The organism is Pseudomonas sp. S31 (genome assembly GCF_016648105.1).
Classification (GTDB): domain Bacteria; phylum Pseudomonadota; class Gammaproteobacteria; order Pseudomonadales; family Pseudomonadaceae; genus Aquipseudomonas.
Window position 1 is genome coordinate 24,383 of record NZ_JACVVE010000010.1, and the last position, 19,339, is coordinate 43,721.

Genomic DNA, 19,339 nt, shown 5'->3' on the forward strand with positions numbered 1-19,339 from the left:
CTGAATGCGTTAGGCATGCTCAATCAACAGGTTGACCGGAAACTCCGACAGCACGGCGCTCAACATCAGCTCCCTTGTAGGAGTGACAGCGGCACCACCGAAAAGTCCAGTCCAGGTGGCAGGCGACAAGGCAAACGGCAGTATCAGCCGGGTATCGTCCCAGTTCTGCGCCGGGATCAAGGGCGTTGCGGCGCCGCCAAGCAGGCCACTGGCCAGGCGTGGGGCGACGATGATGGCGCGCTGGCCTTCCCCCAATCGGGCAAAGGCCACTACCTTGTCGGCATATCGCCCTTGCACGTTCAGCGGCAGGTGGGCGCCACGCTGGAACAGCTCGGCATGGGCCTGGCGGCAATCCAGCACCCGGGCGACCAGCGCTTGCTTGATACGGCCGTCCTGCCAGTGCTGCAACAGGTCGGCCAGCGTGCTGCCGTCGTCCAGGGTTCGACGCCTGCAAGCGTAGTCCACGGGACGGCGGTTGTCCGGGTCGACCAGGCTGAAGTCCCAGTATTCGTTGCCCTGGTACAGGTCCGGCACGCCAGGCACGGTCATGCGCAGCAACGCCTGAACCAAGCCGTTGAGCGCCCCGGGGCAGGCGATCAGCTGGGCCGCATCGGCCAGCGACTGGCGCAACTGCTGGTTCTCCCGGGCCAGCAGCAGGCCATCGGTCAGGGCGCTGCAGGCGGCCTCGTAGGCCTCGTTGGGTGCGCTCCAGCTGCTACGCAGCTTGGCCTCGCGCAGGGCTTTCTGCTGCCACTGGCGAATGCGTTCGGCGTACTGGCGCAGGCCGCTTTCATCGTTGCCGGCCAGCCCCAGCGGCCAACTGCCGAGCAGGGTCTGGAACAGCAGCAATTCATCGCCTGGGCTCGGCGCCGGGCCGTCCTCCAGCTGCGCGCGCAGGGGGGCTGCCAGTTCTCGCCAATGCTCGAAGCGGCTGGCCAGCCAGGCCCCGCGCTCGCTCAGGACGGCCAGGCGGGCGCGGGTGTCCTCGCCGCGCTTGTGGTCGTGGGTGGCAGTGGCCAGGAGGTTGTCCGGGAAGTCGCGCAGGCGCCTTTGCGACTCGTTGTGGAAGTACTCGGCACCGGCGCTGAACCGCTCGGCCTCGAAGCCCACGTCGTTGCGCGACAGCAAGCGCGCCGAGCGATAGAACGCGGTGTCTTCCACCGCCTTGGCGGCAGTGGGCGCGGTGAGCTGCTGGAAGCGCACGCAAGCGTGGCGCAGGTGCTTGCGTGTACGGCCCGGTGGCAGGCTGCGCCAAGGCTGGCCACCGAGCCAGCGTTCCAGTTGCTCAAGCAGCGGCCAGTCGGCTTCGCCGAGGTCCTGGCGGGCGTTGGCCAGTGCCTGCTGAAAGAACGCCTCGTCCTCGGCGGGGCGGCCACAGGCCGTGAAGTAGGTGCGATAGACCGGGTAATGCGCAACCAGGGCCTGCAGGGCACGGCGGATCGCGCCGAGCGTCAGGTCGCGGGTCATCAGGTCGTCACGGGCCACTTGCAGCAAGGCCTGGGCCACCGACTCGCAGTCCCCCGCCAGGCTGGCATTGAGCACCAGGTGTCGGGCCAGGCGAATTTCCTCGGTGAATTCAGGGCGTTCGCTGAGGTTGGCCCAGGCCTCGGTCAGTGGCGCCTCGCCGGCCGGATCGTGCTGCAGCAGCGACACCTGGTTCATGAACTCGTAGCCAGTGGTGCCGTCGGTGAGCCAGTCGCGGTGCAGGTGTTCGCCAGGGCCGAGGATCTTCTCGACGTAGATCGGAAAGTGCTCCACGGCCGCCGGCAACGGCCGCCCGGCCAGCAGGGAGGTGACCCGCCGGCGCAATTTGCGGCAGTAGGCGCGTGGGTCGGCAAGGCCGTCGATATGGTCGATGCGCAGGCCGTCGATCAATCCCCGCTCGATCAGTTCGAACAGCTTGGCGTGGGTAGCTTCGAACACCGTGGAGCGCTCCACACGCAGGCCACCGAGTTCGTTGATGTCGAAGAAGCGCCGCCAGTTGATGTCGTCGGCGGCGGTACGCCAGCTGGCCAGGCGGTAGGTCTGCCGTTCGAGCAGCAGGTGCAGGCGCTTGAAGCCCGCTTCGGCACGGCTGTCGAAGGCCAGCAGGGCGGATTCGAGATCGGCGCCGTCGCGCACCAGGCGTGCCAGTTCGGCGTGCAGCGGCAAGGCATCGGCCAGCGGGTCGGCGGCTTCGCGCAGCGCCGTGAAGTGCGCGGCCAATGCTTGCAACGCAGGTTCCGGGCTTTGCGCCAGGATCCAGCCGTAGTCGAGCGGGCAGATCGGGAAACGGTGCTCGTAGTGCTCGACCTGCAACACGCCGTGCCCGCTATCGAAGGCCAGCGGCAACTCGCCCTGCTTGAGCGCGACGCCATAGTCATTGCCCAGGAACGGCAACAGCAGTTGGCCGGCGAGCAGCGGGTCGCTGGAGTGCCACTGGATATCGAAGAACTGGGCGTAGGGGCTGCGTCGCCCCCAGGTCAGCAGGCTTTGCCACCAGGGGTTGTCGGCACCGCCCACAGCCATGTGGTTGGACACGGTATCGACGATCAGCCCCATGTCGTGCTGGCGCAGCGCGGCCACCAGGCGTTCGAGCGCGGCTTCACCGCCAAGCTCGGGGTTGACCTGGGTCGGGTCGACCACGTCGTAGCCATGGCGTGAGCCGGCCCGGGCCTTGAGGATCGGTGAGGCATACAAGTGGCTGATGCCGAGTTGGGCGAAGTAGGGCACCAGCGGTACGGCGTCGTCGAGCGTGAAGTCGCTGTGGAACTGCAGGCGCTGGGTGGCAGTGAGGGCTTTCATCGGTCACGCTCCCAGGCTTGCTCGCGGGCCTGGGCCAGCAGCTCCAGGCGCCGGGCGGCATCTTCATCGTCGAGCAGTTCGCGCACCGGCGCGGCGAAGCGCCGGCGCCAGTTCGGGTGGCCGGCGGTGGTGCCCGGCAGGTTGGGCTGCTCGTCGCAGCCCAGCAGGTCTTCGAGGGGGACCAGCACCAGCGGAGCGCGGGTGTGGCCAACATAGCGAATGGCGGCGTCGATCACGGCGGCGTTGTCCTTGAGGGGGCCATAGTTCGCTTCCAGGGTGCGTTGCAGCCCACTGCGTTCCTTGTGTCGCTCGTGGCGCCAGTGCAACTCGGTGGCCGCGTCGATCAACTGCAAGCGATGGTTCCAGTCGATGTCACGGCTTTCCAGCCAGCCGCCCAGGGGCGCCAGGTCATGGGTGCCGGTGGTGGCCAGGGCGTTGTCCGGCCAGTCGAGAATGGCGGTGAACTGCCCAGGCGACGATTGCTCGAACGGCAGCACACGCATGCCCAGCACGCGTTGCTCGGCCAACGCTTCGCGCAGCCCTGCGGGCACCGTGCCGAGGTCTTCGCCGAGGATGACCGCCTGATGCCGCGACGACTCCAGGGCCAGCAGGCGCAGCAGGTCGTCGAGGGGGTAATGGAGGTAGGCGCCTTCGCTGGGTTTGGATCCCCGCGGGATCACCCACAGCCGACGCAAGCCCATGACATGGTCGATACGCAGCCCGCCAGCGTGGGCCAGGTTGGCCCGCAGCATCTCGATGAAGGCGCGGTAGCCGTTGCGCTTGAGGCCTTCGGGTGAGAACCCGCAGATGCCCCAGTCCTGCCCCGAGCGGTTGAGGATGTCGGGCGGGGCACCCACGGTGAGCCCGGGCAGCAGTTCATCCTGGCGGCTCCAGGCCTGGCTGCCGGCGCCATCGGCGCCCACCGCCAGGTCGGCGATCAGGCCGATGGCCATGCCATTACCGCGCGCGGCCTCCTGGGCCCGTTGCAGGCTGCGTTCGATGAGCCACTGGCAAAAGGCGTGATATTCGACCCGTGCCGGGTAGGTGGCGGCGAAGGCCTGGACCTCGGGGTGGTAGGGATCGCGCCAGGCGTCGGGCCAGGCCCTCCAGTCGGCGCCAAGGCCGCGATCGACGGCCTCGGCTTGCAGCACCTCGAAGCGGCAGTGGTGTTCCAACGCCTCGCCGGCGGCGTCGCGGAAACTTTCGAAATCGCCACGTTGCGGGTGTTCACCCTGGCTGAAGTCCTTGTACAGCGCTTGCAGCAGGCGCTCGCGGGCGGCGGCGGCACGCGGCCAGTCCACCAAGGGCTGCTGTTCCAGCTCGTCCAGCGTCTGTTCCAGGCCACAGGCCTCGACGGCCATGCGCACGGCACGCTCGCCCAGCACGCTGGCGGGGCTGGCGTAAAGGGCGTTGAGCAACAGTCGGCTGGACGGCGAGTAGGGGCTGTAGTGCTGCTGGTCGTAGGCCGACAGTGCGTGGATCGGGCTGATCGCCAAGGCGTCGGCTCCGCGTTCGGCGGCGCTGCGCGCCAGCTGCTCCAGGGCCAGGCAGTCGCCATAGCCGCCATCGCCAGGGCGCCGCAGGCTGTAAAGCTGCACGGCCAGGCCCCAGCAGCGTGCCGGCGGTTGCTCCACGGCCTGCTGGAGGCTGTAGCAGTGCGGCGGTGCCACGGCCAGGGTGAAACGGCGGCCCTCGATCTCGACCTGGTGGTAACCGATCGGCAGCTCGCCGGGCAAATGCGCCTGCGAGTCGAGCGCCAGTGTGCGTTGGCTGCCATCCGCGAGGGTGCAGCGGGCCAGGCTGGCGGCGCTGAAGTAGCGTTGCAGGTCCAGCGGCGTGCCGACCTGCACGGTCAGCAGCGGCGGCAGGTGCTCGCTGTCCTCGTCCTGGTCCAACTGCTGCAGGCTGGTGCGCAGGGCCGCGCGGTCACCGGCCGGGTGGCCGAGGGCTTCGAGTACCCGGCGCAGCACGTCGTCGGCGACCTGCTGCGGGCGGTTGTTGGCGTCCAGCCAGTCGCGCGCCAGGCCGACCCGGGCCGCGAGCGTGTGAAGAAGGTTCTCGCTCATGCAGCCTCCTGTTCAGGGGGGAGCAGGCTGACCACGCAGCTGTGCGGGGACAGGTGCGAGTCGGGGTGGGCATTGTCGCTGCTGTCGAACAGGCGCACCGTGGGGCCGGGCAGGGTTACCGCCTGGGGCTCTGCGGCAAGGTTGAGGTCGATACGCAGGAGGCTGCCATTGCCCAGGCGCCAGCGTGCGCTCAGGGCCTTCTCGCCCAGCACCTCGGCGCCCAGGGCCTGGCTGCCGGGCAAATGCGGCACGATATGCGTGCTGCGCAGGGCCAGCAGTTGCTGGTAAAGCCCATGCCAGCCGGCCAGTACTTCGTGGTTGTCGGGCTGCGAGGCGGTGAAGGTGGCTGGCGCATTGGGGTCGGGAATGCGCTGGCGTTGTTCGGGGTCGTTGAACGCGGCGAAATGGGCGAATTCACCTCGACGGCCCTCGCGCACGGCGTCGGCGAGCTGGTCATGGAAGTCGGTGAAGAACAGGAACGGGGTGCGGCTGCCGTCCTCGTCACCCATGAACAGCAGCGGGATCATCGGCGCCAGCAGCAACAGGCCGGTGGCGGCGCGCAGGGCGGCTGGCGGACACAGGCGCGACAAGCGCTCGCCGAGGGCGCGGTTGCCGACCTGGTCGTGGTTCTGCAGGAACAGGACGAACGCACTGGGCGGCAGATGACCGCTGGGCTCGCCCCGTGGCTCGCCGTGGCGGTTGGCCTGGCCCTGGTAGACGAAGCCTTCGCCCAGACAGCGCGCCAGCTTGCCGATCGGGTCGGCCTGGTAGTCCTGGTAATAGCCTTCGGTTTCACCGGTCAGCAACACGTGCAGGGCGTTGTGGCCGTCGTCGTTCCACTGCGCGTCGAAGCCCTGTTCGAGCAGGAACGCCTGGTTGTGCTCGTTCTCCAGCACCAGCCACACCTGGCGCCCCGGCTCCACGGCGGCGCGCACCCGCTGCGCCAGCTCGACCAGGAAGTCGGGCTGATCGATGGCGTGCACGGCGTCCAGGCGCAGGCCGTCGAAGCGGTATTCGCACAGCCACATCAAGGCGTTCTGGATGAAGTATTCGCGCACCTCCGGCCGGCGGAAGTCGATGGCCGCGCCCCAAGGCGTCTGCCGATCCTCGCGGAAAAAACCGCTGGCGTATTGGTGCAGGAAGTTGCCGTCGGGGCCGAAATGGTTGTAGACCACGTCGAGCATCACCATCAGGCCATGGCCGTGGGCCTGGTCGATCAACGCGCAGAGCTGTTGCGGGTGACCGTAGTTGTGCTGCGCAGCGTAGGGCAGCACCCCGTCATAGCCCCAGTTGCGCTCGCCGGGAAACTGCCCCAGCGGCATCAGCTCGATGGCGGTGATGCCGACCTCGGCCAGGCGTGGCAGTTGCTGCGTGACCCCGGCGTAGCCGCCGAGCACGCCGACGTGCAACTCCTGGATCACCGCCTGGTGCCAGGGCCGGCCCTGCCAGGGGTGTTTCCAGGCATACCCGGCCAGGTCGACGAGCTGGCTGGGGCCGTGTACGCCTTCGGGCTGGAAGCGCGAGGCGGGGTCGGCGACCTGAAGATCGCCGTCGATCCGGTAGTGATAACGTGCCCCCGGCTGGCACGGGGCAACCCCGCTGAACCAGCCCTCGGCGTCGGGCAGCAGCTCGATGGCCGGCTGCCCGTGGATTTCCAAGCTCACGTTGCGCGCATCCGGCGCCCAGAGGGCGAAGCGCGCCGACGTGGCGTCCAGCAAGTGTGCGCCATGCCTGTGCATCTTCAACGCTCCGCTCAGTAGTGGGTCAGGAGGGTCTGCTTGACCAGATCCTCGTAGAGGCGGGCGTAGGGTTCCACCGCCTGGCACCAGTTGAACGGCTGGGTCATCGACAGGCAACGCATGGCGTTGAGCAGGTCAGGCTTGCCATAGATGTAGAAGGCACGGCTCAGCGCTTCGCGGTAGCTGTCCACCGTCGATTCGTCGAACAGGAAGCCAGTCACGCCATTTTCGATGGTATCGGCCAGGCCGCCCGTATTGCGGGCCACCGGCAGCGAACCGAAGCGTTGCGCGTACATCTGGCTGAGGCCGCATGGCTCGTAGCGCGAGGGCATCAACAGGAAGTCGGAGCCTGCGAACATGCGCCGGGCGTCGGTCTCGTTGAAACCGATGCGCACGCCGATGCGACCGGGATGGCGCAGCGCCAGTTCGCGCATGGCCTGTTCCTCTTCCGGCTCGCCACGACCGATGATCGCGATCTGCCCACCCTGTTCGACGATGTAGTCGGCAACCCCGAGGGTCAGGTCCAGGCCCTTCTGGTAGACCAGTCGCGAGACCACCGCGAACAGCGGGCCCTCCGAGGCATCGAGCTCGAACAGCTCGCGCACTTCGGCGGCGTTGCGCGCCTTGCCTTCCCAGTCGTTGAGGCTGAAATTGTGCTGCAGGTGCTTGTCGGTGGCCGAATCCCAGCTTTCGTCGATACCGTTGGGAATGCCACCGAGCAGGCCTTGCTGGGCCTTGCTGGCGAGGAAGCCATGGAGCCCGCAGCCAAACTCCGGGGTGGTGATTTCCTGGGCGTAGGTGGCGCTGACCGTGGTGATGTGGCTGGAGTAGGCCAGGCCGGCCTTGAGGAACGACAACTTGCCGTAGAACTCCATGCCTTCCTGCTGCATGGCGTGCTCGGGAATGGCCAGCTCCGGGCTGCAACCGCGGCTGTAGACGCCCTGGTAGGCCAGGTTGTGAATGGTGAACAGGGTCGGTGTGTTCAGCCCGCGCCAGTGCATGTAGGCAGGCGCCAGGCCCGCCGGCCAGTCGTGGGCGTGGACCACTTCCGGCTTCCAGTGGATCATGCCTTCGCCGGCGGCGATTTCCGCTGCCGCCAGGCCCAGGCGGGCGAAGCGGATGTGGTTGTCGGGCCAGTCACGGCCATTGTTGGCGCCGTAAGGGCCGCCGTCGCGCTGGTACAGTTCGGGGCAGATCAACACGTAGATGACCAGGCCGTCAGCCAGGTCCATGCGGCCGATCTTGCAGGGGGGCAATGCCGCGTGGCCGCCCAGTTCGCCGACGATATGGATGGGGTTGTCGCTTTCCATGACCTGGCGGTAGCCGGGAATCAACACCCGCACATCGTGCAGGTGGGCGAGGGCGCGGGGCAGTGCTGCAGACACATCGCCCAGCCCGCCGGTCTTGATCAGGTCGGCGATTTCCGAGGTAACGAAAAGGATCTTGCGTTTATTGGGATTTTGCTGGCGCTGTGCGCCGGGTGCCTTGACTGTCGGGGCGAACTCCGGGGTGAGCGGCTCGCGATTGTCCGGGTGAAACGTCGTTGCGTTAGGTTCGACAGCGGCACTGATCATACTTCTTTCCGTCCCTATGCTTGGTCGGGTGCTGGCACCCGTCATGTCATCTCGTGTTGGGTCTCTCTGATCTGTAACTGCAATTGCTATCCATGCCCCTGAGTCGTGCGCGCAAGCACAGCGCGCCTGGCATTCCAGCCGAAAGCGATTGGACTGAATGGGATGGGTCGGCTTGGAAGCGGGAAGTCCCTTGCCTCTGGCCTACTTAAAACCTGACCTGCCCTGGCTGCGGAAAGTTTCGACTATTTTCTGTCGCATTTCCGAACGGAGGGTGGGCCAGAATCTTCAGTGTAGGAGAGGATGAGATAAAAAAGTGACCCGCTGGTCACTTTGGTTATGACGCAAACGTTGGCGTTTATGAAGGTTTGTCGAAAGAGGGTTTTTCGGGAGGGCGGCGAGAGATTTGTCTTGAGGAATTGTTTGGTTTTGAGATCGAGCGCCGCCCTGCAGTCATCCAGCCGAACTTCAATACCGCCGGGTAGTGGTCAGCTCCTCCAACACCCGAGGCACCACCCGAAACGGCATCGACATATGGTCCTCGCCAGCCTCGACCTGGAAATCACTGCGCAACCCGTATTGCGACAACCCTTCCAGCCGGTGTTGCAGCGCCCTGGCATCCTGGATCTCCTGGGGCATCTCGCGGTCGCCCATCATCAAGGTCAGGCTGCTGTGGGTCAGGTCCACCTTGCCGTCGATGGCCCGCTGGGTGAAGACCCGCTCCGGCGCCAGCAGGTAACGGTCATGCCACCACAGGCTCGGGCTGATGGCCACCACGTGCTGGAACAGCTGCGGCCGGGTGAACAGGGTATACACCCCGAACATGCCGCCAAACGAATGCCCGACCAGGCTGCGCTGGTCCTGGTCGACCTTGAAGCGCTCGTTGACCTTGGGCATCAGACGCTTCTCGATGAAGTCGAGAAACTGATCCTGGCCACCTTGTGGCGGCGTGTTGCGCTCGGGTGGCTGCGGTGGCGACAGGTCGAAGGCGCGGCGCTCGAAATCCAGTGGTGTGCTGCTTGGATAGCCGATGGCGACGATGATGACGCCATTCCAGCGTTCCTGCGCTCGCTTGGCGGCATGGAAGGCCGGGAAGTAGGCGTTGCCGTCGAGCAGGTAGATCACCGGGTAGCCGCCGGTCCACGGTACGTCGCCTTCGGGCAGGCTGACCATGATCCGGTAATCGCGCCCCTCGGCGCTTTTCATCAGCCACTGCTCGGTGCCATCGAGGGGCACCGGGTCGGCCTGGGCGAGGGTGGCGACCAGCAAGGCTAAAAGCCCGGTCATCAGGCGGCGTAGATTCATCACTGAAAATTCCTGGGAATAGAGAGCACGCGCGCACCATAGTCGCGAACCGTTCTCAATTCAAATTTTCCGATGTGGGCTCGCCGGAGTCGGCTAAGTGGGAGCCAGGGCAGCTCCCACGCTGGAGGGTAACGGCTTACAGGCTGACCGACTTGTCGTCGGAACGCTTTTGTTCCAGCAGCATGTTCAACTGGGCCACTTGCAGGCGCAACTGGTCACGCTCGTCCTTCAACTGGCGCAGCTCGTCGCGACGCACGGAGACATAGAGGGTCTGGGTTGGAGTGGCAGGCATGTAGGTACCCATGAGTACACCTCGCGGTTATGGCTGGTGACAGTTGAAGCTTAGACGCTTCACGCGGCGCGCATTGTGAATTCTTTCCAAGGCGAAGGGAACTTTTTTGTTTATGGTGGTCGCGCCGTTCGTCGCTGAACCCTCGGGCGGTACACTGGACTAATCTGAAAACCTGGACTGTGTTGTCATTCCATTTCGTAAAAGGGGAGCATCGGCTCATGCAACTGGGAATCGTCGGGCTGGGCCGCATGGGCGGCAATATTGCAAGGCGCCTGATGCGCGCCGGTCACCGCACCGTGGTGCATGATCGCAGCCGTGACGCGGTGACTGCGCTGGAGGGCGAAGGCGCCCAAGGCGCACACGACCTCGGTGCCCTGGTGCAGAAACTCAAGGCGCCGCGCGCGGTGTGGGTGATGCTGCCGGCCGGCGAGCCGACCGAGCAGACCATCGCGCAGCTGGCCGATTTGCTGGAGCCGGGCGATGCGATCATCGACGGCGGCAACACCTTCTACAAGGATGACGTGCGCCGCGCCGGCGAGCTGGCCAAGCGCGGCCTGCATTACCTGGATGTCGGCACCTCGGGCGGTGTATGGGGCCTCGAGCGCGGTTACTGCATGATGATCGGCGGCGAAACCGAGGTGTTCGAGCGCCTGGAACCGCTGTTCAAGGCCCTGGCCCCCGGCGTCGGCGATATCCCCCGGACCCGCGGCCGTGAGGGCGAGCACCAGCGTGCCGAGCATGGCTACATCCACGCCGGGCCGCCCGGTGCCGGGCATTACGTGAAGATGGTGCACAACGGCATCGAGTACGGCTTGATGCAGGCCTATGCCGAAGGCTTCGACCTGCTGAGCAGCAAGGGTGGTGACGAACTGCCGGAAGACCAGCGCTTCGACCTCGACGTGGCCGAGATCGCCGAAGTCTGGCGCCGCGGCAGCGTGGTCACCTCGTGGCTGCTCGACCTCACCGCCGATGCGCTGGTGGCCGACCCGCAACTGTCGCAGTTCAGCGGCTCGGTGTCCGACAGCGGCGAGGGGCGCTGGACCATCGACGCCGCGGTCGAGCAGGCCGTGCCGGTGCCGGTGCTGTCCAGCGCGCTGTTCGCCCGTTTCCGCTCACGCCAACAGCAGGGCACCTACGGCGACAAGGTACTGTCGGCCATGCGTCTGGGCTTTGGCGGCCACGTCGAGAAAAAAGCCGAATGATGCCAGCCAAGCCGCCCGCCGCGCCGCCCTGCACGCTGTTCCTGTTCGGCGCCAGCGGCGACCTGGTCAAGCGCCTGCTGATGCCGGCGCTGTACAACCTCAGCCGCGATGGGCTGCTCGACCGCAACCTGCGCATCGTCGGTGTCGACCACAATCGGCTGGGCCGCGAGGGGTTCGTCGAACACCTGCACAGCTTCATGCGCGAACGTGACCAGGGCAGGGATTGCGCCGGCAAGTGCCTGGACGAAAAGCTCTGGGCCCGGCTGGCCAAGCGCCTGGACTACCAGACCGGCGATTTTCTCGACCCTGCGACCTACGTCGCCCTGGCCAAGCGCATCGATGCCACCCGCCACGGCAACGCCATCTTCTACCTGGCCACTGCGCCGCGCTTTTTCCCCGAGGTGGCCAACCAGCTTGGCCAGGCCGGGCTGCTGGACGAGTCGGGCGGCGGCTTTCGCCGCCTGGTGGTGGAAAAACCCTTCGGCACCGACCTGGCCAGTGCCGAGGCGCTCAATGCCTGCCTGCTGAAGGTCATGGGCGAGCGGCAGATCTACCGCATCGACCATTACCTGGGTAAGGAAACGGTACAGAACATCCTGGTCAGCCGTTTCTCCAATGGCCTGTTCGAGTCGTTCTGGAACAACCACTACATCGACCATGTGCAGATCACCGCCGCCGAAACCGTCGGCGTCGAGACCCGCGGTGCGTTCTACGACAGCACCGGCGCGCTGCGAGACATGGTGCCCAACCACCTGTTCCAACTGCTGGCGATGGTCGCCATGGAGCCCCCGGCAGCCTTCGCCGCCGACGCCGTGCGCAGTGAGAAGGCCAAGGTGATCGGCGCCGTGCGGCCCTGGTCGCAGGCGTTGGCCTTGAAGAACTCGGTACGCGGCCAGTACGGCGCCGGCAAACAGGGGCGCAAGCGCCTGCCCGGTTACCGCCAGGAGCCCAACGTGGCCGCCGACAGCCAGACCGAGACCTACGTGGCGATGAAGGTGATGATCGACAACTGGCGCTGGGCCGGAGTGCCGTTCTACCTGCGCACCGGCAAGCGCATGAGCGTGCGCGACACCGAGATCGTCATCTGCTTCAAGCCGGCGCCCTACGCGCAGTTCCGCCAGTCGGCGCTGGAGCGGCCCAAGCCCAACTACCTGCGGATCCAGATCCAGCCCGACGAGGGCATGGCCTTCGCCCTGCAGGCCAAGCGCCCAGGGCCTGAGTTGGTGGTGGAAAACGTCGAGCTGGGGTTCGCCTACAAGGACTACTTCAACATGACCCCGGCCACCGGCTACGAGACGCTGATCTATGACTGCCTGACCGGCGATCAGACCTTGTTCCAGCGTGCCGACAACATCGAGAACGGCTGGCGTGCGGTGCAGCCGTTCCTCGATGCCTGGGCCAAGAACGGCGAGGTACACGAATACTCCGCCGGGCAGGATGGGCCGCAAGCGGCCGACGACCTGCTGGCCAAGGACAAACGCGAGTGGCAACCGCTGGGCCGCCGCCATACATGACCCTGGCGCGTCCGTTCCTCCCATCCAACCCAGGAGACCCGATGCCCGCCCCGATCGAAGACTACGCCCTGCTTGGCAACTGTCGTAGCGCCGCCCTGGTCAGCCGCGACGGCTCCCTCGACTGGCTGTGCCTGCCGCGTTTCGACGCCCCGGCGGTGTTCGCGGCGCTGTTGGGCAACGAGGAAAACGGCCGCTGGCGCCTGGCCCCCAGTGATTCCATCGACAGCAGCACGCGCCGCTACCTGGATGACACCCTGGTGCTGGAAACCACCTGGACCACCGCCAGTGGCCGCGCCCGGGTGCTCGACCTGATGCCCCTGGGCGAGGTCAACTCGGTGGTACGTATCGTCGAGGGCCTGGCCGGCGAGACCAACTTCGAAATGGACCTGGTGATGCGTTTCGACTACGGGCGCACCGTGCCCTGGGTGGAAAAGCTCGAGCCGCTCACCCTCAGCGCCGTCGCCGGCCCCGACCGCCTGCTGCTGTGTAGCACGGTGGCGATCCACGGTCGCGACCACCACAGCGTGGCGCGCTTTCGCGTGTGTGCTGGTGAGCGTCAGGTGTTCAGCCTGCGTCATCAGCCTTCACACCTGCCGGTGCAGCCCGATTGCGACATCGAGCGTGCGCTCGAACAGACCATCGCCCAATGGCAGGCGTTCGCCGCCCGCTGCCCGGATGTCGGCCCGTACACCGGCGCGGTACGCCGCTCGTTGCTGACCCTCAAGGCCATGACCTACGCTCCGACCGGGGGCATCGTCGCCGCCGTGACCACCTCGTTGCCCGAGCGGGTAGGCGGCGAGCGCAACTGGGACTACCGCTTCTGCTGGCTACGCGACGCCACCATGACCCTGCTGGCGTTCATGAACCTGGGCTACTTCGACGAGGCCCAGGCCTGGCGCGAGTGGTTGCTGCGTTCGGTAGCCGGCAATCCGGAACAGATGCAGATCATGTATGGCCTGGCCGGCGAGCGCGACCTGCAAGAGTTCAGCCTGCCCTGGCTGGCCGGTTACGAGCACTCGCAACCGGTGCGCGTGGGCAACGCCGCGTCGCAGCAACTGCAACTGGACATCTTCGGCGAACTGGCCGATGCCATGGGCCAGGCGATCAAGGGCGGCCTGCCGCGCCATCCACGCAGCGCGGCCATCGCCAGGGTGATCCTGCCCTACCTGGAGCGTATCTGGCGTGAGCCGGACGAGGGCATCTGGGAGGTGCGCGGTGGCCGCCAGCAGTTCGTGCACTCCAAGGTCATGGCCTGGGTGGCGTTCGACCGTGCCGCGGGCCTGGCCGACACCACCGAGGAGGGCCGTGAGCAGGGCCGGCATTATCGCCAGGTGGCCGAATGCATCCGCCAGGAGGTGTGCAACCAGGGCCTGGACCCGAGCGGGCGGTATTTCGTCCAGGCCTATGGCTCGAACGAGATCGACGCCAGCCTGTTGCAGATCGCCCTGACCGGTTTCCTGCCCGCGGACGACCCACGCTTCGTCGAAACCCTGGCGCAGATCGAACGGCGACTGTTGAAGAACGGCCTGCTGCTGCGCTACGACAGCGACAGCTGCAGCGATGGGCTGACGCCGGGCGAGGGCACCTTTCTGGTGTGCTCGTTCTGGCTGGCGGATGTCTACGTTCTGTTGGGCCGTGAAGCCGAAGCCCAGGCGTTGTACGAGCGCCTGTTGGGCTTGTGCAACGACCTTGGGCTGCTGGCCGAGCAATACGACCCGGCAGGAAGGCGCATGCTCGGCAACTACCCCCAGGCGTTCAGCCATATCGGCATCATCAACACGGCGTTGAACCTGCACCGGACCCAGTGCCCGGTGCGCGACCGGGCTCGCTCCGGCTGAGCGGCCTACGCCTCGACCGCCACCAGGCGACCGTCGCGATCGAGGTGGTAGCGTTGCAGGTCCCGGGCCAGGGTCAGGTGGCCGTGGTAATGCGCCAGTGCCTCCTGGCGAATATCGTCAAGGCACGGGCTGCGGGCGGGATTGGCCTGGTAGCGGGCGCTGAAATGGGTCAACACCAGGTTGCGCACGCCGGCCAGCTCGGCGAAGCGTGCCACCTGCGCGGCCGTGCTATGGCCCCAGGTCAGGCCGGAGCGCTCGACCACCTGCTCGGTGAAGGTGGCCTCGTGCACCAGTACGTCCACGCCCTGGGCCACCCCGGCGAGCAGTTCAGGGCGGTCGTTGTCGCCACAGACGATCACCCGCCGCGGCGGGCGCGAGGCACGCAGGTAGTCGATGCCCTGCAGCGTGCGGCTGTCGTGGATCACGCTCAGACCCCTGGCCAACTCGCCCCATAGGGGTCCACGCGGGATACCCTCGGCTTCCAGGCGTGCGATGTCCAGGCGCGGTTCCGGATTGCGCTCGGTGAACACGTAGCCAACGCTGGGCACCCGATGCGACAGCTGCACGGCATCCACCTGGATGGCCGGGTTGCACCAGCCGCTGAAGCTTTCCAGGGCCAGCAGGCGCAGCTCGAACGGCAGGTGGGTGTCGCTGGCGGCCAGGCTCAGGCGCAGCCATTGATGCAGGGCGAGCGGCAGCACCAGCTCGAGTGGCTCGCTGCGCCCGGCCACCCCGGCGCTGGCCAGCAGCCCCGGCAGGCCGAAGCAGTGGTCGCCATGCACATGGGTGATGAAGATGCCGCCCAGGGCGCGCAACGACAGCGCGCAGTGCAGCAAGCGATGCTGAGTGCCTTCGCCGCAATCGACCAGGTACCAGCGCTTGCCACTGGCTTCGATCACGGCGGTGGCGCTGACGTTGCGGGCCTTGGTGGGCACGCCGGCCGAGGTGCCCAGAAACTGCAGGTCCATCGAGGGTTCCTTGGCGCAGGGAGAAGGGCACCATTGTAAACCAATGGCACCCTGTGCCGATCATTCGCGCCAGATCAGCTTGCTGGTGTCGTAGCCTTGCTGGCGGGCGATGTCCAGCAACTGCTCGCGGGTCTGGTCGCTGACCGCCTCGGTGCGCGACAACAGCCACAGGTATTCGCGGTTCGGATGGCCGACCAGTGCCACGCGGTAGTCCGCATCGTGGTATAGCACCCAGTATTCGCCCTTGGTCAGGTCCGGCGCCAGGCGGCTGAACCAGTTGTCGAAGCGGACCCAGAGCTTGTCGGTCTTGCCGGCCTGCTGGGCCTCGGCGATGCCGTGCGCCTCGTTGGATTGCCCGTCCTTTTCCTTGCAGCGGTTGGTGACATCGATGCGCCCGTCTTCGCGCAGGCCATAGTGCGCCTCGGACTGCACGCAGTTGCGCTGGAAGAACATCGGCAACCGCGCCAGCTCGTACCAGGTGCCCTGGTAGCGCTTGAGGTCGACCTGCTGGGTTGCGGGTGGGTTGGGGTGGTCATCGGCGGAGCCGGCGCAACCGGCCAGGGCCAGGCTCATGCAGGAAAGAAGCAGGGCAGTGCGCACTGCCAGGGTGAACGGTGCCATGGTGAAGCTCCTCGCAGGCGGGGTTCTCCTGGGGTTCGACCGCGCACGGCCAGCGAAAGTGCGGCTGGGGTTCACAGCCAGTAGGTCACCGCCCACCAGCCCAGCCCACCCATCACCACGGTATAGGGCAGGGCCATCCAGACCATGCGCCCATACGACAGGCGCACCAGCGGCGCGATCGCCGAGGTCAGCAGGAACAGGAACGCCGCCTGGCCGTTGGGGGTCGCCACGCTGGGCAGATTGGTGCCGGTGTTGATCGCCACCGCCAGGGTTTCGAAATGCGCCTGGCTCATGCCGCCCTGAAGGAACGCCTGCTTGACCTCGGTGATGTAGATGGTGGCGACGAACACGTTGTCGCTGATGGCCGACAGCAAGCCGTTGGCCAGGTACAGCATGCCAGGCTGCTGCTCGGTCGGCAGGGCCAGCACCCAGGCTATCAGCGGATGGAACAGTTGCTGTTGGTGAATGACTGCGACCACCGCGAAGAACACCACCAGTAATGCGGTGAACGGCATGGCGTCCTGGAACGCACGGCCCAGGCGGTGCTCGTCGCTGATGCCGGTGAAGGCGGTGATGAGCACGATGACCATCAGGCCGATCAGGCCCACTTCCGCCACGTGCAGGCCCAGGCAGAGGATCAGGATCAGCGCCGCCAGGCCCTGGACCCACAAGGCCAGGCGTTGGGCTGGCGTGCGCGCCGTGGCGTCCTCGGCGGCATGGGCCGCGAGCACCTGGCGTACGGCCTCGGGCAGCCGGGTGCCGTAGCCGAACAGGGCGAAGCGCTCCAGCAGCACGCAGGTCACCAGGCCGGCGGCCAGTACCGGCAAGGACACCGGTGCCACCTTGAAGAAGAAGTCGCCGAAGTGCCAACCCATCTCATGGCCGATCAGCAGGTTCTGCGGCTCGCCGACCAGGGTGCAGACCCCGCCCAGGGCGGTGCCGACCGCGCCATGCATCAGCAGGCTGCGCAAGAAGGCACGAAACTGGTCGAGGTCTTCGCGCTGCAGCGCCGGGATGCGCTGGTCGCTGTCCAGGGCCGTTTCCTCGCGCGGGTTGGTGCCCGATGCGACGCTGTGGTACACCGCGTAGAAACCCACGGCGGCGCTGATGATCACCGCAGTCACGGTCAGGGCGTCGAGGAACGCCGAGAGGAACGCCGACAACACACAGAACAGCAGCGCCAGTACCGCCTTGCTGCGCACCCCGAGCAGGATCCGCGAAAACACGAACAGCAGCAGCTCCTTCATGAAGTGGATGCCGGCGACCATGAACATCAGCAGCAGGATGACCGGGAAGTTGTGCTGCAGTTCCTCGTACAGCGCCTGTGGCGAGGTCATGCCCAGCAGCAGCGCTTCGATCAGCAGCAGGCCACCCGGCATCAGCGGGTAGCACTTGAGCGCCATGCCCAGGCAGAAGATGAACTCGAGCACCAGCGCCCAGCCTGCGGCCACCGGGCCAACGGTGCTGAGCAGCAAGGGGTTGAGTACCAGGAACGAGCCGATGAGCGTCTTGTACCAGCGGGGCGACTGGCCGAGGAAACCTTGGGCCAGCGCGCCGGGCAGGGTGGATGCCATGTATTTGTATCCTTATGATTCAGCGTTGCCGCAAGGTGCCGTATTGCCTGGCCTTAGGCAAGGCGGGCAGTCCTGTTTTTGGCACAAGCGCGGCCTGCCGGCTGGGTTAACATCCAGGCCAACCATCTTTCCCACAGGAGTGCCGCCCGTGTCCGATTACACTGCGTTCAAGGTCGAACTGATCGACAACATCGCCCATGTGCAGATCAACCGCCCGGACAAGATCAACTCGATGAACGCTGCCTTCTGGGAAGAGATCGTCGCCATCTTCCAGTGGGTCGATGACACCGATGCGGTGCGTGCAGTGGTGCTCAGTGGCGCCGGCAAGCATTTCTCCTCCGGCATCGACCTGGCGATGCTGGCCTCGCTGGCCGGGCAGATGGGCAAGGACGTCGGCCGCAACGCGCGCCTGCTGCGCAGCACCATCCTGCGCCTGCAGGCCTCGTTCACCGCCGTGGACAAGTGCCGCAAGCCGGTGCTGGCGGCCATCCAGGGCTACTGCATCGGCGGCGCCATCGACCTGGTCTCGGCCTGCGACATGCGCTACTGCAGCGGCGATGCGCAGTTCTCGATCAAGGAAGTCGACATGGGCATGGCCGCCGATGTCGGCACCCTGCAACGTTTGCCACGTATCATCGGTGACGGCATGATGCGTGAGCTGGCCTTCACCGGGCGCCAGGTGGCGGCTGACGAAGCCTTGCGCATCGGCCTGGTCAACCGGGTCTATGATGACCAGGCCGCGTTGCTCGAAGGGGTCTTTGCCATCGCCCGCGAGATTGCCGCAAAATCGCCGATTGCCGTGGCCGGCACCAAACAGATGCTCAGCTACATGCGTGACCATCGCATCGATGATGGCCTGGATTACATCGCCACCTGGAACGCCGCGATGCTGCAGTCCGAAGACCTGCGCGTGGCCGTGGCGGCGCACATGAGTAAACAGAAACCGACGTTCGCCGACTGACCGCGCGGGGGACGAGCAGTCAGGAAGCCGCTTTATGTCAGCACGTTGGACTACCGCAGTACTCGACCCGCAAACTCCCGGCGGCCTGGCCGTCGCCCGCAGCCCGGAAGGGTTTCTGGTGGACGACAACGGTGCGTTGTTCCCTCGCGACTGGCTCAAGCGCCAGGGTCTGGACGTGTTGTGCGAGCACGGCATCGGCCATTTCGATGGCGAGCCGGTGTTCCTGCTCGAACTGCGCAGCGCCGGCGAGGTGCCTGGGTGCGGCTGGCGCGGGCTACGGGCGTTCATGCTCGAGGGCGACTTCGATACCTACAAGGTGCTCGGTTATGCCGCGCAGATCGGCACCTGGGCCCGCGAGCACCGTTTCTGCGGCAGCTGCGGCCAGGCCATGACGCAGATTCACTGGGAGCGCGCGATGCATTGCCAGGCCTGCGACCTGCGCAGCTACCCGCGCATCTCGCCGAGCATGATCGTGCTGGTCACCCGCGGCGACGAGATCCTCCTGGCGCGTTCGCCGCGCTTCGTCACTGGCGTGTACAGCACCCTGGCGGGTTTCGCCGAGCCTGGTGAGTCGGCCGAGGATTGCCTGGTGCGCGAAGTGCGTGAAGAGGTCGCGGTCGAAGTGAAGAACATCCAGTACATCGGCAGCCAGTGCTGGCCGTTCCCGCACTCGATGATGCTGGGTTTCCATGCCGAGTACGCCGGTGGCGATATCGTCATGCAGCCAGACGAGATCGAGGATGCCCAGTGGTTCGATGTACGCGAACTGCCACCGTTGCCAGCGGGGCGCTCCATCGCCCGCCACCTGATCGACCTGTACGTGGCGCGCCGCCTGGGTCAGCCCGAGCCGCTGCTGCCGCGATAGCGAAGTGCCGCACCTGATATTTCTGCCAGTGGGAAGCCT

14 protein-coding genes are annotated in these 19,339 nt (G+C 66.3%); 5 read left to right on the forward strand and 9 right to left on the reverse strand.

From position 1 onward, the window contains the following. Positions 1 to 9 precede the first annotated feature (9 nt). The 6 genes from IAE37_RS09765 to IAE37_RS09790 form a co-directional block, all read right to left on the reverse strand. Entirely contained in the window at positions 10 to 2,784 is a 2,775-nt protein-coding gene (locus IAE37_RS09765; protein ID WP_201172783.1) for a malto-oligosyltrehalose synthase, read from the reverse strand. Further along, a complete protein-coding gene (malQ, locus tag IAE37_RS09770) occupies positions 2,781 to 4,850 on the reverse strand; it encodes a 4-alpha-glucanotransferase (protein WP_201172784.1) in 2,070 nt (689 codons plus the stop codon). The genes IAE37_RS09765 and malQ overlap by 4 nt, the downstream gene beginning before the upstream one ends. Beyond that, positions 4,847 to 6,589 carry a malto-oligosyltrehalose trehalohydrolase gene (treZ, locus tag IAE37_RS09775; RefSeq protein ID WP_201172785.1) on the reverse strand — a complete coding sequence of 581 codons (1,743 nt, stop codon included), beginning with the start codon at positions 6,587 to 6,589 and terminating at the stop codon, positions 4,847 to 4,849. The genes malQ and treZ overlap by 4 nt, the downstream gene beginning before the upstream one ends. Positions 6,590 to 6,603: 14 nt before the next feature. After that, the gene (gene glgA, locus IAE37_RS09780; protein WP_201172786.1) at positions 6,604 to 8,163 is read right to left on the reverse strand and encodes a glycogen synthase GlgA; all 1,560 of its coding nucleotides are present in this window, start codon (positions 8,161 to 8,163) and stop codon (positions 6,604 to 6,606) included. A 465-nt stretch (positions 8,164 to 8,628) separates the two neighbouring features. After that, complete coding sequence (locus IAE37_RS09785) at positions 8,629 to 9,465, reverse strand: alpha/beta hydrolase (RefSeq protein WP_201172787.1); 837 nt, start codon at positions 9,463 to 9,465, stop codon at positions 8,629 to 8,631. Positions 9,466 to 9,601: 136 nt separating this feature from the next. Continuing rightward, positions 9,602 to 9,769: a DUF6026 family protein gene (locus tag IAE37_RS09790; RefSeq protein ID WP_236409883.1), complete on the reverse strand. Its 168-nt coding sequence runs from the start codon at positions 9,767 to 9,769 to the stop codon at positions 9,602 to 9,604. Positions 9,770 to 9,936: 167 nt separating this feature from the next. Between IAE37_RS09790 and gnd the strand changes: the two genes are divergently transcribed. From gnd to IAE37_RS09805, 3 genes are read left to right on the forward strand one after another with little or no spacing between them, the layout of a single operon-like run. Next, the gene (gene gnd, locus IAE37_RS09795; RefSeq protein WP_328822713.1) at positions 9,937 to 10,959 is read left to right on the forward strand and encodes a phosphogluconate dehydrogenase (NAD(+)-dependent, decarboxylating); all 1,023 of its coding nucleotides are present in this window, start codon (positions 9,937 to 9,939) and stop codon (positions 10,957 to 10,959) included. Continuing rightward, entirely contained in the window at positions 10,956 to 12,473 is a 1,518-nt protein-coding gene (gene zwf, locus IAE37_RS09800) for a glucose-6-phosphate dehydrogenase (protein ID WP_201172792.1), read from the forward strand. Before gnd ends, zwf begins: the two co-directional genes overlap by 4 nt. 41 nt (positions 12,474 to 12,514) lie before the next feature. Then, positions 12,515 to 14,311: a glycoside hydrolase family 15 protein gene (locus IAE37_RS09805; protein ID WP_201172794.1), complete on the forward strand. Its 1,797-nt coding sequence runs from the start codon at positions 12,515 to 12,517 to the stop codon at positions 14,309 to 14,311. Between the two features lie 5 nt (positions 14,312 to 14,316). Here IAE37_RS09805 and IAE37_RS09810 read toward each other — a convergent pair whose 3' ends face one another. From IAE37_RS09810 to nhaB, 3 genes are all read right to left on the reverse strand, one after another. Further along, positions 14,317 to 15,279 carry a ribonuclease Z gene (locus IAE37_RS09810; RefSeq protein WP_201172796.1) on the reverse strand — a complete coding sequence of 321 codons (963 nt, stop codon included), beginning with the start codon at positions 15,277 to 15,279 and terminating at the stop codon, positions 14,317 to 14,319. A 60-nt stretch (positions 15,280 to 15,339) separates the two neighbouring features. Then, positions 15,340 to 15,885, reverse strand: a complete 546-nt coding sequence (locus tag IAE37_RS09815) for a lipocalin family protein (protein ID WP_201173058.1) — start codon at positions 15,883 to 15,885, stop codon at positions 15,340 to 15,342. An 86-nt stretch (positions 15,886 to 15,971) separates the two neighbouring features. Further along, positions 15,972 to 17,474, reverse strand: a complete 1,503-nt coding sequence (nhaB, locus tag IAE37_RS09820; protein ID WP_201172798.1) for a sodium/proton antiporter NhaB — start codon at positions 17,472 to 17,474, stop codon at positions 15,972 to 15,974. Positions 17,475 to 17,622: 148 nt separating this feature from the next. Here nhaB and IAE37_RS09825 point away from each other — a divergent pair, with 148 nt between their 5' ends. Both IAE37_RS09825 and nudC read left to right on the forward strand, forming a co-directional pair. Next, complete coding sequence (locus IAE37_RS09825; RefSeq protein WP_201172800.1) at positions 17,623 to 18,435, forward strand: crotonase/enoyl-CoA hydratase family protein; 813 nt, start codon at positions 17,623 to 17,625, stop codon at positions 18,433 to 18,435. A 34-nt stretch (positions 18,436 to 18,469) separates the two neighbouring features. Then, positions 18,470 to 19,300, forward strand: coding sequence for an NAD(+) diphosphatase (nudC, locus tag IAE37_RS09830; RefSeq protein WP_201172801.1), 831 nt, complete (start codon positions 18,470 to 18,472; stop codon positions 19,298 to 19,300). Positions 19,301 to 19,339 lie beyond the last annotated feature (39 nt).